Origin of the sequence: Paenibacillus lentus (assembly GCF_003931855.1) — a bacterium.
Classification (GTDB): Bacteria; Bacillota; Bacilli; order Paenibacillales; family Paenibacillaceae; genus Fontibacillus; species Fontibacillus lentus.
Map to the genome: position 1 here is coordinate 5229832 of NZ_CP034248.1, position 16024 is coordinate 5245855.

The 16024-nt window shown below is 47.4% G+C and carries 12 protein-coding genes and 1 pseudogene; 6 read left to right on the forward strand and 7 right to left on the reverse strand.

What is annotated here, in order from left to right; all coding sequences use genetic code 11:
• Positions 1 to 127: 127 nt before the first annotated feature.
• Complete coding sequence (locus EIM92_RS23335) at positions 128 to 1480, forward strand: IS4 family transposase (protein WP_125081488.1); 1353 nt, start codon at positions 128 to 130, stop codon at positions 1478 to 1480.
• Between the two features lie 126 nt (positions 1481 to 1606).
• Complete coding sequence (locus tag EIM92_RS23340) at positions 1607 to 2338, forward strand: LuxR C-terminal-related transcriptional regulator (RefSeq protein WP_125084900.1); 732 nt, start codon at positions 1607 to 1609, stop codon at positions 2336 to 2338.
• Positions 2339 to 2610: 272 nt separating this feature from the next.
• Here EIM92_RS23340 and EIM92_RS23345 read toward each other — a convergent pair whose 3' ends face one another.
• From EIM92_RS23345 to EIM92_RS23365, 5 genes are all read right to left on the reverse strand, one after another.
• Positions 2611 to 3984 (reverse strand): amino acid permease, encoded by a 1374-nt coding sequence (locus EIM92_RS23345; protein ID WP_125084901.1) that lies wholly within the window; start codon positions 3982 to 3984, stop codon positions 2611 to 2613.
• 85 nt (positions 3985 to 4069) lie between these two features.
• Complete coding sequence (locus tag EIM92_RS23350; RefSeq protein ID WP_125084902.1) at positions 4070 to 4732, reverse strand: hypothetical protein; 663 nt, start codon at positions 4730 to 4732, stop codon at positions 4070 to 4072.
• A gap of 17 nt (positions 4733 to 4749) precedes the next feature.
• Positions 4750 to 5202 (reverse strand): flavodoxin, encoded by a 453-nt coding sequence (locus EIM92_RS23355; RefSeq protein ID WP_125084903.1) that lies wholly within the window; start codon positions 5200 to 5202, stop codon positions 4750 to 4752.
• 120 nt (positions 5203 to 5322) lie between these two features.
• Positions 5323 to 5949, reverse strand: coding sequence for a LysE family translocator (locus EIM92_RS23360; protein ID WP_125084904.1), 627 nt, complete (start codon positions 5947 to 5949; stop codon positions 5323 to 5325).
• A gap of 86 nt (positions 5950 to 6035) precedes the next feature.
• The gene (locus EIM92_RS23365; protein WP_125084905.1) at positions 6036 to 6782 is read right to left on the reverse strand and encodes a YqcI/YcgG family protein; all 747 of its coding nucleotides are present in this window, start codon (positions 6780 to 6782) and stop codon (positions 6036 to 6038) included.
• A 222-nt stretch (positions 6783 to 7004) separates the two neighbouring features.
• Here EIM92_RS23365 and EIM92_RS23370 point away from each other — a divergent pair, with 222 nt between their 5' ends.
• From EIM92_RS23370 to EIM92_RS23380, 3 genes are read left to right on the forward strand one after another with little or no spacing between them, the layout of a single operon-like run.
• Entirely contained in the window at positions 7005 to 7718 is a 714-nt protein-coding gene (locus EIM92_RS23370; protein ID WP_125084906.1) for a polyphosphate polymerase domain-containing protein, read from the forward strand.
• Between the two features lie 5 nt (positions 7719 to 7723).
• Entirely contained in the window at positions 7724 to 8425 is a 702-nt protein-coding gene (locus EIM92_RS23375) for a DUF4956 domain-containing protein (RefSeq protein WP_125084907.1), read from the forward strand.
• On the forward strand, positions 8422 to 10464 hold the full coding sequence (locus EIM92_RS23380; RefSeq protein WP_246021141.1) for a CotH kinase family protein: 2043 nt from the start codon (positions 8422 to 8424) through the stop codon (positions 10462 to 10464). Before EIM92_RS23375 ends, EIM92_RS23380 begins: the two co-directional genes overlap by 4 nt.
• Before the next feature lie 138 nt (positions 10465 to 10602).
• Here EIM92_RS23380 and EIM92_RS24795 read toward each other — a convergent pair whose 3' ends face one another.
• Complete coding sequence (locus EIM92_RS24795) at positions 10603 to 13302, reverse strand: alpha-amylase family glycosyl hydrolase (RefSeq protein WP_425464217.1); 2700 nt, start codon at positions 13300 to 13302, stop codon at positions 10603 to 10605.
• Positions 13303 to 13398: 96 nt separating this feature from the next.
• Positions 13399 to 15144: pseudogene (gene amyS / locus EIM92_RS24800) on the reverse strand (alpha-amylase); the annotation flags it as partial.
• A 551-nt stretch (positions 15145 to 15695) separates the two neighbouring features.
• On the opposite strand from amyS, the gene EIM92_RS23395 reads away from it, so the two are divergent.
• Positions 15696 to 15950, forward strand: coding sequence for a GlsB/YeaQ/YmgE family stress response membrane protein (locus tag EIM92_RS23395; protein WP_125084908.1), 255 nt, complete (start codon positions 15696 to 15698; stop codon positions 15948 to 15950).
• Positions 15951 to 16024: the final 74 nt, after the last annotated feature.

Genomic DNA, 16024 nt, shown 5'->3' on the forward strand with positions numbered 1-16024 from the left:
GACTTAAACCCTTGAGTGCGCAAGAAGAATTCAATAGATTTACTCGTATTGACAAAAAAACACCTTGCTTGTTTGGTATCATGGAAGTGTCTAATCAACCATACCAACAAGAAAGGTGTGTAACCCTATGTTACAACAACATTCCCTGTCTGAACAGTCTCACTTTCCCAAAATTTTTGCCAGTCTCCACATCGGAAAAACGTTACGACAAGCGGGTATTTCTAAATCTTTCGGTCTTTCAAGTCTAGCGATTTTCCAAATCGTGTTCTCTTTGGTCTTTGAGGGGAAAAACTGGTTTCGACTCCTGGAAAGTGATCGCGGAGCAGATCTTCCCGGCAAGGATGTTATCTACCGTTTTTTGAATCAGGCTTCTTTTGCTTGGCGGCGCTTTTTGCAGGCTTTGAGTCTTCGAATCGTGCACCATTTCGAATCGCTCATTTCGTCCCACCGGGTACGTGTGTTCATTATTGACGATTCCGTGCTCAGCCGAAATCGTAGCAGAAAAGCGGAACTCTTGGCACGTGTATTTGACCACTCCACAGGCAAATTCACCAAAGGTTACACTATGCTAACGCTAGGCTGGTCAGACGGATTTAGTTTTGCTCCGCTTGATTTTGTCATGCTGTCTTCCGCTAAATTAGCCAACCGTCTGTGCGAAATGGCTTCGAATCTTTCCAAACGCAGTAACGGCTACAAACGCCGGATGGAGGCCTTTTCTCGAAAGCCGGATGCTGTCGTAGCCTTGCTGGAACGAGCCTTACGTGGAGGATTCACCGCTGATTACGTGCTTATGGATAGCTGGTTTACGCAAGCTCCACTGCTTCGCGAGCTCACTGGCCAAGGTCTGCCCGTGATTGGCATGGTTAAAGAAATGAAACAACGCTATCTAGTTCAAGGCAAGCGAATGACACTGCGCGAGGTGTTTCAAAGCCTTCCTGCATCGAATGCCAAAGATATTAAAGGCTCGATCATCGTACACACCGCCTGCGGTCTACCCGTGAAGCTTGTGTTTGTCCGCAACCGGAATAAAAAACGGGAGTGGCTGGCGATTTTAAGTACAGATGTGACGCTTGATGCGACTGAAATCGTACGTATTTACGGTATGCGCTGGAGCATAGAGACCTTTTTCAAAGTCACCAAAAGCTACTTAAAACTGGGAACCGAATTCCAAGGCCGCTCCTTTGATCAGCTGATTAGCCACACCACGATTGTATTCAGCCGATATTTGGCGATGGAATACGAACGACGCCAATCGAGTGATGACCGAACATTGGGAGGACTCTTTTTCCTCTTTGCTGATGAGGTCCGCGATCTAGATTACCAGACTGCACTTCAGCAGCTCATGAGTTTATTTCTCGAAATGTCCCAGGCGAAAACAAAGAAGAACAAAACAGCTGTATTTTGTCAACTACAGGAATGGATCTCCGGTTTACCCAGCTATATTAAGGGTTTGTTTGGAGATTTGAGCTGCGAAAGTTGAGTTATCTTATATTTTGAAGCTTTGACTTAGATTTTACAATCTTAATTCAAAATTTACGTTTGAAGACCCGATAAATAGTAGTAGAGCTGATTTTTTGAATGAAAGGCAGTAAGGGGGTTATACATCATGTCTGAAAAAAAAGATGCATTTCATCAACCGTCCTCAAATTCAGCCGCCGTCTTTACAACCCAATCGCAATTTGAGCAAATTGTGCAGAACAACAAACAACTGATTACTATATTTCAAGAGTGCATCGACAACATCAAGGAGCATTTATCAGGTACCTATCTGTTCTTTCTGACCGACGAGGATGGCGTCCTGCTGGCTATGGATTATTGCCAGGAACTGCAGGAGGTTGTGCGTAAGTCTGAGATTCGCCTAGGAATGTATTTAACCGAGGAAAGCTGTGGAGTTAATGCGGTATCCGAAGCGATGGCCCACCGCACTCCAATTTATTTGCCGCCGGAAGAGCATGAAAGTCCTTTTTTCAAGAACTGGCATTGCTTCTCCACACCATTGACCGTCGGGTCAAAAACGATAGGTTATCTTGATGTCTCTACGATTAACGCCAATATGAAAAGCGAACTCATCGCCATCGCCAAGCTGATTCCGGGGAACATGCTGAGCAGTCTGCAAAATCTATCAGAAGCACCGCCGCTCGATCCAGTTCCGCTAACCGAACGTCAATTGCATGTGCTTCGACTGATCGCCCAAGGTCAGACGGTGAAGTCCATCGCCCTCAAATTAAATATTAAAGAATGTACAGTGAACCATCACAAAAAGATCATTTTCGAAAAACTCGGTGTCCAGTCTAGTACGGAAGCCGTATCAGTCGCTAGTCGGATGTCCTACTTATAACTAACGAGTACGGATAAATACCTATACATTCTTATAGGTGAAGTATGTAATTGTATATGGTAACATTTTTAATATACCTGAAACAAAGCAATACCCTAATTCTCGACAAAACATAGTCCTGCTTCCCTCGGGAAGCGATGTGATATGGCGGTAGAAAGATCGGTAAATCGGGTTCACTGATCCTTTCCTCATCATGGTGCATCTAAGGACACGTACCCAAAAGAGGAGACAGCGATTGACGCTGACTCCTCTTTTGCTTGCATTCGCCCTGCTTACGTCGGTTCCCCCTCCGCTCTCATTCTTCGCACCTTGCTTTTGTCCCTGCTCTTCTCCTTGCTCCAAATCCGTTTCATCAGCAGCGTTATTCCTCCAATTAACAATACAAAGCCCAAACTGATCCATAAGCCTGGACGGCTCGTGGGATGAAACGCTGTACCGATTATAGCTAGAGCGATGATCGTCGTACTGATCCAGCGCTTCGTCTGTCCCCAGCCGGTTAGCTTCAGCAGCCTTCCGGACGTGAATAGGATGAAGATCCAGTTGTACATAAGCATCAGACCTGCTGCGGTTGTCACGAACTCATACATTTTCTCGGGCAGGAACAGAGCTAACAGAATAGATCCGCCCAATGCGAGAGCCGTAACTCCAATCGCATAATAGGGGGTCTCCCTTTTCCCGCGGCTTACTTTGGCAAACAACGGAGGGGCATCTTTGTTTTTAGCTAAAGTCACGAGAATCGTAATCACGGCGAACAGGGAAGCAATCATGGTGGAGAATCCGGCAATAATGAATGCCCCATTAAAAAAATGCGGCACAAAGCTCAAGTTATACCCTTGAAGCGAAACAACGAATGGACTCTCTTTAGTCCCCATGGTGTTCCAAGGGGTCAGGCTTAGTGCCAGCAACAATGAGGCCATGTAAAGAACCGTCAATGTTCCAATCATCCATCGGCCCGCCTTGGGGCCTTCCTTGGGATCCTTCAGACGAAGCGCCAGAAGCCCCATCACTTCAATGCCGCCGAAGGCATAGAACGCATATATAAGGCTTGACCAACCGCCTATTATTCCTGTAGGGAAGACAGGCACGGGCCATTTGGGAGCATGCTTAGCCGTGCCGAGCCAGCCCAAAATTGCAGCGCCGGCGATCGCCAGAAAGGCGATAATCGCAGCCAGCTTCATGACCGCAAACAAATGCTCCGCCCGCTCGAACCCTTTTGTCCCCAATATAATGATGACTAGGCCGAGTACTGCATAAATCAAGGCGAATACCCACATCGGCAGTCCTGGGAACCATAGACGGGTGAACAGGGACAGAGCAGCCATTTGGCTTCCCATAATTAGAATCTCGGAAGTAAAGTACACCCAGCCGCTGCTGAAGCCAGCGGAACGCCCAAATCCTTTGCGTGCATATACACAAAACGAGCCTTCCTGCGGATCTTGCGAGTTCATGCGGGCGAGTACGTCAAATACGACAAATGTTCCGATCGCAGCTAGTATAAATGCTGGAATGATGGCCGGCCCGCCGATTTTAATACCGACACCCGTGCCGAGGAAATAACCGGTGCCAATAGTGCAGGCTACTCCCATTAACGACAATTGCCACCATTTCAGCGATTTCTCCTTTGTATCTTTGCTTGTCTCGTTCAACCCATTGATTCCCCTATCCTTGTATTTGCACACTTTGAACCAATCATGGTCTATTGTGCTGACAAGGGGATAGAAATATTCTAATCTAAACTGGAATTTCTACGGGTGCTGCTTCCATAACGACTTCCGCCAGCAGGTTCATATAGTCGAGCGACTGCTGCAGGGGCAGATTTTCCCCGAGATAACTGTATTTTCTCCCATTCATAAGTGCATAAACTACAATCTGATCTGCTGGTCTTCCATAAACGGAATGCCAGAACACATTCGTCATGTGTACGAAAGCTTGATTTACTTCGGCATCATCCTGAACCAAGAACTTCTGGACAATAAATTCATCCGTCTGCTTGTTGTGCCAAACGACCTGAAAGATCATGACGAGATTCAAATTCAATTCAGCGACATTCGTACTCCACTGCTCATAGAGAGCCACAGGATAATCCGCTGAGTTTGCTTCTTTAAAAATCCGCTCCAATTGCTCCATAACTGTACGATATACATGTCTGTAGTGGGCTTCCCCCAAAAAATCCTCAACTCGCTTCGGCCAACGACGCTCCAGCAGTAAATGTACGGGTATGCGCGCTCTTGCATCCGGTATCATACCATAGTATTCATTAATGGCGTGTCCGACTGCATATTGCACTCTGTGGCACCAAGTTAGCTTTTTGCTCGGAAGAGAGGAGCACGCTGCAGAATATGTCGTCCGGAGCCATTCCTCGAGTTCGTAATCAAATAATTGCATTCTCATCATAATTGCATTCTCATCGCCTAGGATTGGACATGCAGGTGATCGGCAAAACTCCTTCCGAACTCCCGACAAAGCTCCTGCTCCTCCTGATTTGGGCCGTACTCTACTTTCAGGCTCTCTTGAACTACCTCAACTCCAAGCTTCTTCATTCTCAATTCCAATTCATCCAGAGCCCCGCAATATAATCGATAACTGGTATCCCCGCTCCCGAACAAGGCTGTTCTTGCCCCTTTCCAGTCGATCTCCTCCATCTCCTCCAAAAAATCGTGGAACTCGTCTGGCAGTTCTCCATCGCCCCAAGTGTAAGCTCCAAGCAAAAATGCATCGTACTTCCTCAAATCGACCGCGTTGCAATCTTCTACCGCCTTCAATTCAGCAACTGCTCCCGTACTGCGTACGCCTTCCGCAATTAACTCAGCCATTTCCTCGGTATTTCCGGTCAGACTGGCATATATAATCATGATTTTATTCATTACTCTTCTCCTTAAATCAATTTCAAATGGATTCGATGATCTAGGAAGAATATAAATGATAATGATTATCATTGTCAATATTGCCTTAACCGAGAGACAAACGCAGTACAGCTTTAAACGTTATCCGAACAGCTCACTAAAGGCTTGCCAGCCGAAATATATCCCGAAAGCGATTAGCGACCACCCCGAAAGCAATGATATGCCCGTTAACAGTCGAGGCGTCAAGTAGCGACGAAAACCGCTGGACATGACCGCCATCGTCAAATCCCAAATCATTAGCCCCAAAATCACGGCCGAAGTGTACAGCACCAATTCTTTCAAGCCGTAGGTCTGAGCCGCCTTCGCCAAGATTGAGCCGTAAATGCCCAGCCAGAACATTATCGACAATGGGTTCGAGATCGATAGAATGAATCCTGTGCCGAACGATTTGTACAAAGTTTCGTGCCGGGCATTCCTATACTCTGCCACTTCCCTTGCTCCCCGAAGCCCGTCCCATCCGCTATAAATAAGCACAAAACAGCCGAACAGCCACAAGAAGGCCTTCACAAAGGGAATCTGCAGAAAGTGAACCGTTCCAAAATAAACGAGCACAATAAAAATAAAATCAGCTGCCAGGGAGCCGAGCCCCAGAATCCAGGAGTTCCAGAAGCCGCCCCGAATCCCGCGATCCATCTGCGCGGCATTGACCGGACCGATCGGCGCAGCTAGCGACAGCCCTAGTAAAATGTAACTTATAAACAAGCTCATGCCTTCGTCCTCCCATCCCATGGCTCTCAGCAAACGTCGAACTTGTACCATTTTATTCAGGGTGGGAGGATTGTACGACAATTGAATCAACTTTTCTTCAGATGAATATCGGAAAAGGGACACCGGTCGCCGGACGGAGCAGTATCATCCCGCAGAAAGTATTGCTTCCACTCCAAGTTGTCCTCGCTTCCGTAGCTGTTCAGGTCGGGATGAATACCGACAGCATCATATTGCAGAATACGTTCCCTGATCCTATGCTTCATGCGGTTGGCCGCTTCACTAGATGAATTGAAATCCACCAGCACCCAACGAGGCGTGATCGCCATAATAAAGTAGGGAAAATGCCGGCTTTGGCGCAATCGATGGGCGGGCGTAGCGCAGTACATGAAATATTGCTCTTGACCAAAACAGTACTCCCAAACCGGATCATGAGGATCAGTGGGGATATGAGCGGGCCAATCATGATTATCCAAGGCTCGAACTTTGCGAAGCAGCGTCCAGAATATTTCCCTGTATTCCTCAACGGAGCAACTGTCAGTCAGTTCCTTCGACGTCTCGCAAAATAGAACCAGTGAAGTATACCTGCCATAGCTTCTGGCTTGTTCCCCGAAGCGTTTCAGCAGTGTGGCCATCTCAGTCGCGGCCTGGTCGCCCCGCGGATCTCCGATGAAGCCGTATCTAAAATGCCCCTGTTTGAACCCAATGGTTGCCGGGATACATGGAAATAAATACGAGGGATCGGACAGCTTCATTGCAAATTGTCGATACGCTTCGTACTTCCAACCCTTTTCTTCTAGTAACAGCTCCTTCATTCGGACTTGATCATACAGCATAACACCCATTCCTCCTCTGTAGTACAGTATTGAAGGAAGTATAGATGTGTGATTGTCCCGGTCATAACTTCTCAAAATGATAACGATGCCATTCCTCTTCCTAATCCTCACGAGACCCATTAACTTTCAGTTTACATTCAGTTCACATTAAGTAAGAAATCAGAAACCATTGCTAGGATATGTCTTGTAACCCACACATGAAAAGAGGTGTACAAGCATCCAATGAGCACGAAACTTAAATATCGGCATGAGCTCAAATTTATCATTAATCGGCAGCAATACTATGTTATACGGCAAAGGCTGATAAACCTCATGGATCATGATCAGCATGCGGGAGCAAACGGCGAGTATCATATCCGTAGTCTCTATTTTGACGACATTGATAATACGGCACTGCATGAAAAGCTCGGGGGCATCCGCCAGCGCTGCAAATATCGCATTCGCATTTACAATGTGCGGGATCACATCATCCATTTTGAGAAAAAAATCAAGCTAAACGACTACATCGCCAAGGTAAAGGAGCCTATTACCCTGGACATGTATCGCTCCATTCTCGCGAATGACTTTCAGGTTCTTCACGTCCCGGATAAACCGCTTCTAATGGAGCTGTACCAGCAAATGAATCACCGTCTGCTCAGACCTAAAGTCATCGTGGATTATGTGCGTGAGCCATTGGTTTATCCCTACGGCAACGTTCGCATTACATTTGACAAGGATTTAAGAACGGGGCTGCATCAGATGGATATTTTCGATAAGGATTTGAAGCCCGTCGCAGCGATGGACGAGAATTTCATCATTTTAGAGGTTAAGTATGACGAATTTATTCCGGAAACGATCCGTTCTGCTCTGCAGCTAGAAGGACTTCACCGTCAATCTGCATCAAAATACGTCATTTGCCGCAAATTTCTTAAAGAAAATTCATGGGAGGATTATTGATATTTATGGAAACTACAACGAACACATCGTCGACTACATTTAGCGATATTATTAAAAAATCAGTACTGAGCAATTTCACATCCGATATCAGCCTGTCCAAAATTCTTATTACACTAGGCGTCGCTTTCATCATCGGCTTATTTATTTTCATTCTGTATAAAAGGGTATTTAGCGGCGTGCTGTATTCGAAAAGCTTCAATGTTTCATTAATCGGCATGACTTTAGTGACGGCGATGGTCATTATCGCAATCAACTCCAACCTGATTCTATCGCTCGGGATGGTCGGTGCCCTTTCAATCGTTCGCTTCAGAACACCCATTAAAGATCCAACAGATTTGATCTTCCTTTTCTGGGCAGCCGCCGCGGGGATTGTGGCCGGAGCTGGCTTCTATACTCTCGCCGCCGTCGGTTCTGTCATCATCGGATTGGTGCTGTTTCTATTCATCAAAAACTCGACATTGGAGACGCCTTATTTGCTCGTGATCAACTGCAGCGGCAATGAGAGTGAGCAAGCGATTCACCAGGCTATAACCGGACTTGTAAAACGCTATAATGTGAAGCAAAAGACAGTATCACCCGGCAACATCGAGATGACCTTTGAGGTGCGGCTCCGTGATCACGAAAGCGCATTTGTCAACCGAATCTCCGAGCTGGACGGAGTAAGAAACGCGGTGCTGATCAGCTACAATGGAGACTATGTATCATGAGATTGCGCTTGAAGGCCAATCTGCGGACTCTCTCTCTTGCGGCGGTAATGTGCTTGAGTCTCGCAGCATGCTCTAACTCTATTTTGAATGCTCCAGCTTCTGATTCTTCTTCCAGCAATAGCAGCTCGACTTCCAACAGTGCTTATAACCGAACATCTGGAACAGCCACAGAGCAACTGCTAGACGAGGTTGTATTCCCCAAAGACAAAATCATTGATGTAAAAATAACAATGAACGAGGACGACTTCCAGGATATGCTGAATAATGCTAGTGCAGAGGAGTATAAGCCGGCTTCGGTGAATTACAACGGGCAACAAGTCGACAATATCGGCATCCGTACTAAAGGGAATCTCACACTACGCAGTGTGGTCCAAATGCCCGACTCCGATCGGTATAGCTTTAAGCTGTCTTTTAATGAGTATGTCAATCAAACCTTGGGCGGCTTGGAAAAAATCAATCTCAACAACAATTACAGCGATGCCTCGTATATGCGGGAATATCTCGCTTATGAGCTGGCAGAATCGCTAGGATTGCCGACACCTAAATATTCATTTGTCAATGTTTATGTCAATGACGAGCTTTGGGGGTTCTACCTGGCGGTGGAGCAAATCGGCACCTCCTATCTGGAGCGGCATTTTGACAATGCCTACGGGGCATTGTACAAAGGCGTGATGACAGGCTCCGGCAGCGATTTGCTCTGGCTGGACGACGACCCGAAGTCCTACACTGGCCTGGAACTGAAGTCCAACTCCCATAACGGAAATGTGCTGATCGATATGCTGGACGAGCTGAATCACGGCACCGATTACGAAAGTGTCCTCTTCGTCGATAATGCTTTAAAATATATTGCTTTAAACGTGGTCACCAACAATACGGACAGCTACATTGGCGGCAACAAACAAAACTATTATTTATACGAGGTAGACGGCGTGTTCTCCATTCTGCCTTGGGATTTCAATATGGCCTTTGGTGGATTGGGCGGCGGTGGTATGGGCATGGGACGAGGCGGCGCAGAGCGCAACCAACTGGCCGGAAACGCAGAAACAGGCGCATCCATAGCCCCTGAGGCTGAAACACGCCAAGATACTTCAACAGGTGATGAAACCAACCAGCGCGCGGATCAGGTGCAAAGGCCGTCCGGTACATCGCTGTTCATTGACGAGCCTACACAAGGCGCACTGGCAGAGCGGCCGCTCATCGCTAAGCTCCTGGCCGTTGACGCTTATAAGGAGCGATACCATAGCATTATTGAAGAAGCAATCCAGGGCTATTTGTCAGAGGACAAATTCTCAACCCGGGTCGAACAACTGAACCAAATGATTGCCGCGTATGTGAAGCAGGACCCTACAGCTTTTTATACGTACGAAGAGTATCAGCAGGGCGTGGCGCAATTAGTGGCTGCCAATGCAAGGCAAGTCGACAATATTGCACAACAGCTGGACGGAACGATTCCGTCCTCGGGTGACGGCTCAGGCAGCGGTGGCATGGGTGGAGGCATGAGAGGCGGCATGGGCGGCAATATGGGGGGAAGATTCGACGCAGGTGCAGCTCCTGACACATCGACCCATATCAATACTCCGACTACAGCAGGAGAGCAGGGTACTGGGGCTCAACCAGGGACGACTCCATTGGAGGCTGGGCAAGGAGCACCCAGTCAACAAGGGGCGATCCCCATACAGACTGAGCAAGAGGCGTCGAATCTACAAAGTGTCATTCCATCACAGTCAGAGCAAGAAGTGCCAAATTTGCATGGTGCCCTTCCCTCACAGACAGAGATAGAAGAATCGCTTATACAAGAGGAAGCACCTGCCTGGGACAATCAGCCATTTGTTCCTGACAGGCCAATGCCTCAGGGAGAGTCCGAAGTCAGAAGACGCGCTCCAGACGGAATGGGCTTCGGAGGTAGAGCAGGCGGCTTCGGACCTCAAAACACTCAGCAGCAGGGCAGCACCTCAGAAGCCATTACGGCAGGTATTTCACTGCTAGTTTTGCTTGCCGTCAGCGCATTCGTACTTTATTTCCGGCGAAAGCGGCTTTAGCCCTGATGAAGTCCCCGTATACATCAAAAGAACAAAACATGTAAAAGAATGCCCCAGCATCCAATAGATACTGGGGCATTCTTATTATAACTTTGTACAGTCACAGGAGCGAACTAAAGTGCCTGATGTTTAGATGGCTCAGGCTGCTGCAGCTAGCAGTGGAGGACCCGATACGATTTGTCCATTCCCGTTATACGTCCAAGTACCAATATTAAAGAAGTAATTTCTCATATTATTGCTGTCCCAATTCCCTTGACCGTCTGTAAAGCACGCTTCTAAACGAGAGGCGCTGCCGATATCCACCGTATATTTGCTGTAGCCCGGCACTTCCGACGCTTCCATCGCGATTCCTGGTGACGCCGTCCACGTCCCGCCCTCAGGACGATAGTGAATATACGGCGTAGCATAACCTTGCTTGTAATAAACCGTTACCTTATTTGGCTCCTCGATATCACCAGGTTCGTCAGGGTTCGATTCATGCCATTGTACACCGTCATACCATCCATCTGCTGTTCGTACGAGCCCCGCCTGATTTTGGCCTGGATTCTGCTTACCTGAGTTATCCTTGAATATTAGCGTTGCACTGTCTACGCCTTCGATTTTGTAAGAATACCAATCTCCCGCAACTTTCGTCATTGCCGGTGCTGTAGCCCAGCTCGGCTCACTTACCTTAGGTGATGTTTCATAATAATAAAGATGCGGCGCAACCCAATCTGCCGGCTTTTTGAAGTAGATCGTCAAACCTGCATCCGGATCTTTCTTCGTATATTGATATTGCTGTACAGAGGAACCTTCCCCATTCTCCGCATATAATCGCAGTGTGGCGGAATCATCAAATTCCATATCAGAACCGATCGTAATTTCCGTACCGTCCGTGAATGGAATACCTGCTGAAGGGTCACTGCCATCCAACGTATATTTCCCACCATCAGCTTTAGTTACACGAAGGGTGATCGTCAATGTCTCCGTCTTAAAGTTACCTCCTGCTGGCGATGCCGACACAGCTGGCAAGGACGATTCGGCGGTCTGCTCAATCAGGATCAAACCGTTAGCATGCGCTGTAAATGTGGCAATCCCGCCCGACACAACGGTTTCATTGCCAGTGTAAGCATCGCGTACCGTGCTGCCGTCTGAAAACGCCGAGGATACATTAACGTTTGTTGTACCTGAAGCACCCATGACAACAACCACTTGATCCTCAATCCCATTCTTCGAATATGTCCGTTTAAACGTATACGGCGCATCCGCAAGTTTTGCGTGGCTGCCTGCCCCAACCGAAAGGTGATTGCTACGGAATTGACCAACCTTTTGCCAGTGCGACAATACATTTTGATTTAAGCCATTCCAATTCATCGAAGAGCGAGTCCCCTGCTGCGGATCTGAGCCCGTCTCGCCAAAAGCTCTGGCTGCCTCATCCCCATAGAACGTTTGCACTCCACCCGGTAACAATAGCAACGCGCTTCCCGCCTGAATCAAGCTGCTGCGATCATATAAACGAGTATCATGCGATGAAATATAGCTCAGCACATTGAAACTCGGATCACTGTTAATTTTAGATGCATAGTCAGCATAAATCCCTTCCAAGGCGTTGAGATTGCTGTCCTGGAAGCTGAAATTGATCACCGAGTCAAAGCCATTATTAAAATACTCACTCTTACCGACGCCGTGACCCCATACCTCCCCGGTCATCCAAAAGTCGTCGCTCCAATCGGCTCCCGGCTTACCCGGATTGTTCTGTCTCCATCTCTGCAACGCTGCGCTGCTCTCGTTCTTAAGCTGCTTCCAACGGTTCAGTTCTACATGCTTAGCCGTATCTGCCCTGAAACCATCAATCCCGAACTCCTCAACCCAAGACGCCAGCATTTTAATGATATGGTCGGCTGGGGCGATTCCAAGGTCTTTACGCAAGCCCGATGCTGCTGGAACGATCCAAGCATCATGGCCCACTGTTTCCTTAGCCCATTTTGTCTTCAAAAGAGGGGCGAGACCTACATTACTGGTTACATCCGTCCTGAAATCAGGCAGGTCACCTACGCACTGAGTCAAATCGCTATGACCGCAATTTTCATACCCGCTAACCCCAGCACGAACCCAGCTGCCCCACCAGCTTGACCAGGCGGATGAGTTATTATAGTCGATAAAGTCATGGAAGCTATGCCAGTTTTGGCCGCTGCCTGGCGTCCAGCTGGCACCGATGCCGTTTCTGGCCCCAAAATTGTAATCCTCCATATCCTGCAGTGTCGAATAACCCGGATGATTGAGAACGACGTCCAACACGACACGAATGCCCTGAGAATGCGCTAAATCCACAAACTCCCGCATATCACTAACCGTCCCCATATTACGATCCATCATCGAAAAGTCGAGCGCATAGTATCCGTGGTAGCCGTAATGGGCAAAATCTCCCCCGGTACCGCCTCCGACCCAGCCATGCATCTGCTCATACGGAGCAGAAATCCAGATGACGTTCGTGCCCAGATCCGTAAAATAACCCTCGCGAAGCTTCTCCGTCAAGCCCTTCAAATCTCCACCGTGAAACGTTCCGATATTCTTCCCGGTGGCATCTCTCTGCGGACGTCCGTAGGCATTGTTATTGCTCGGATCACCATCCTTAAAACGATCCGTCAACACGAAGTAAACGTTTGCATTATCCCAGCTAAAAATCCCGTTCTGCGAACTAGCATTACTCACCGAAGCGGCAGCACTCACTAGAGTAGCAGGATTCGCCAAAGTAGCCGTACTTGCGGATGCGGCTTCACTTGCCGCCGCTGTGATCTGGCTTACCGCGCTAAAAGTACTGGCAGTGCTCCCAGCCAGTGCGTAAGACGCATTGGTCACAGAAACAATTCCTTCGACTTCTCCACCTGCCGCAGCAATCGGGTTACTATTGTGCCATGTCCCATCATACCAGCCTTCAGCATTCCGGAAGAAGCCTGGCTGGTTCGAGCCCGGGGTCTGCTTCCCGCTGCTGTCGCGAAATATGATGTTCGCGCTATTCGCGCCCTCGATCGTATAACTGTACCAATCCCCTTGCTCTTGAATCATGGCTGGAGCAGACGCCCAAGCAGGTTCAGTCACTGTAGACGAAGTGCCGTAATAATACAGTTGAGGAACTCCCCAATCCGCCGGCTTTTTGAAATGAATGGTCAGGCCATTTACCGGCTGTGGAGTTAGATTGCTCGTTCCCTGCTTCACCCAGACCGATACCGAACCACCGTTCACTTTGAAATCACCATATCCAGAAGAGTTAATCTGGACAGTATCCGTACGGTTGCCTGTAATATCGTACCAAGTCTCTCCCGCATGCTGCATTCCAACGTACATCGTCTTCGTTCCACCTGAGCCGTCCGTAATCAGTGCGGCTAGGCCGGAATTCGGTTTAGCTGCCACACCTTCTCTCGTCCACCCGATAATGTCCTGATGATCGATATAATCATGCTGCACTCCATAGGCATAATCCTTCCGTGCTTTAAGCAATGGATCCAGCTTGTCCTTCATCGCCGGGATATTATTATTCGGAATGCCATAATAATCACCATAGAACACCATTGGATAACCTTGTTCACGAGTTAAAATGTACGCATAAGCCAGGGGCTTAAACCAGCTCGGAATCCAGGATTCCAGCGATTGACCTGGCTGAGTGTCATGGTTGTCCACAAACGTAACCGCTTTTTGCGGATTAACATTGACAAGCGTTCCCTGAGCGATATTCCGCATGTCAAAGTTCCCGTTGCTGGAGGATGCAGTCTGGAATTTATAATGCAGTGGAACATCGAACAAGGACATATTACCGCCAACCTTGTTCAAATAATTTTGTAGTTTGCTAAGATCACCGCTCCAGAATTCACCAACCGTGAACATTTCCTTGCCAGTGTTGGTGCGTACATGAGTAACAAAATCCTTCATAAAATCATATTTAATATGCTTGATCGCATCTAGCCGGAATCCGTCAAGATTTAGCGTATTTGCATACCATACGCCCCAATTTTTGATCTCGTTCACAACGTCAGGGTGATCGAAATCAAGATCCTCGCCCATTAAATAATCATAATTTCCGTTCTCCGTGTCTACTTCCCAATCCCAGTTCTTGCCGGCAAATTTATAGACCGCTTCTTTCTTGGTATTCTCGTTCCAATTCACCCCGTCAAAATGCTGCCATCTCCATTTGAACGATGAATACTGATTCCCGCGCCCCGGGAAATCATATTTTGTCCAGGCTTTAATATTATAGCTGCCCGAAACTTCCTGATTACGATTATTGCCGGCAACCTCAATTGCATTACCTTCCTCCGTACCCTCTCCACCCATTCTATGGTTAACTACAACGTCACCATATACCTGGATATTATTGCTGTGAAGTGCGGATATCGCTTGCTCCAGTTGACTCTTCGTGCCATACTTCGTCCGAACCGCACCCTTCTGATTGAACTCGCCCAAATCATACAAGTCATACACACCGTAGCCAACATCATTAATACCCGAATGCCCTTTATAAGCCGGAGGCAGCCACACCGAGGTAATGCCAATATCCTTCAAATTTTCTGCATCCGCTTTCAAGTTATTCCAATGGTTTCCGCTATTCGGCAAATACCATTCAAAATACTGCATCATCGTTCCATTAAGCGGCTCCGCAGCCGTCGGCTGCACAAGTGTATCCGCAGCAATTTGGAGCGCCGGCATTTCCTCAGCATAAACCTTATCTAAAGATACCCATGGATTTATGAAGACCGAAGTCGCGACAAAAATTAAACTTAACCACAAAGCTATAAACTTCTGAGCCTGTTTTATCAATGTTATTCCTCCTCTATTCCTTTTTGTCTTTTGCGATGCAAAGGTTTGCACAGATGACAAAACTTCAACCTTCAAATTTTCTACCCATAAGCGACAAACTCCCTATATCCCGTCTTTCACTCTTTTCTATGCAATCGTTTGAATTTTAAACCTCAGAAAATCCTCCTCCCTTAAAGAAGTCAACTCCCCAAAAATACTCATTGGTTGTAAGTGCTTTCATAATGACAAATTCTTCTTATGTTTATTTTTGGAAGCTATTGTGTTGGATTGTACCAGATCGACCGCTAACTACACAAGCCCTTTTTGAGAAATAATTTTAATTATTAATAAACTCAGTTATATCTCAGGCTTGTTTCTCATTCGTGAAAGGGAAATGTTTAAAATCGATAGAGGTGGTTAATAGTAAACAGACAGCCTAATCAAAGATTGAGGTGATAAGAATGGGTTTCTTATGGTCATTAATTATCGGTGGTGTGATTGGCTGGCTAGCAGGACTGGTTATGGGCAGGGACATTCCCGGTGGAATTATCGGGAACATTATTGCTGGCTTTATCGGAGCTTGGCTCGGCAGTCTCATTCTTGGAAACTGGGGGCCTGTTATCGGTAACTTCTACTTCGTTCCCGCACTAATCGGGGCTATCCTTCTTGTGTTCATCGTCAGCCTGATTATGGGTTCTATGCAGCGCAACCGATAATAAATAATTGCTAAGGAAAGAATAAATTAGTACAAGGGCGACCGGGTATTCCGGCCGTCCTTGTCTAAGTGATC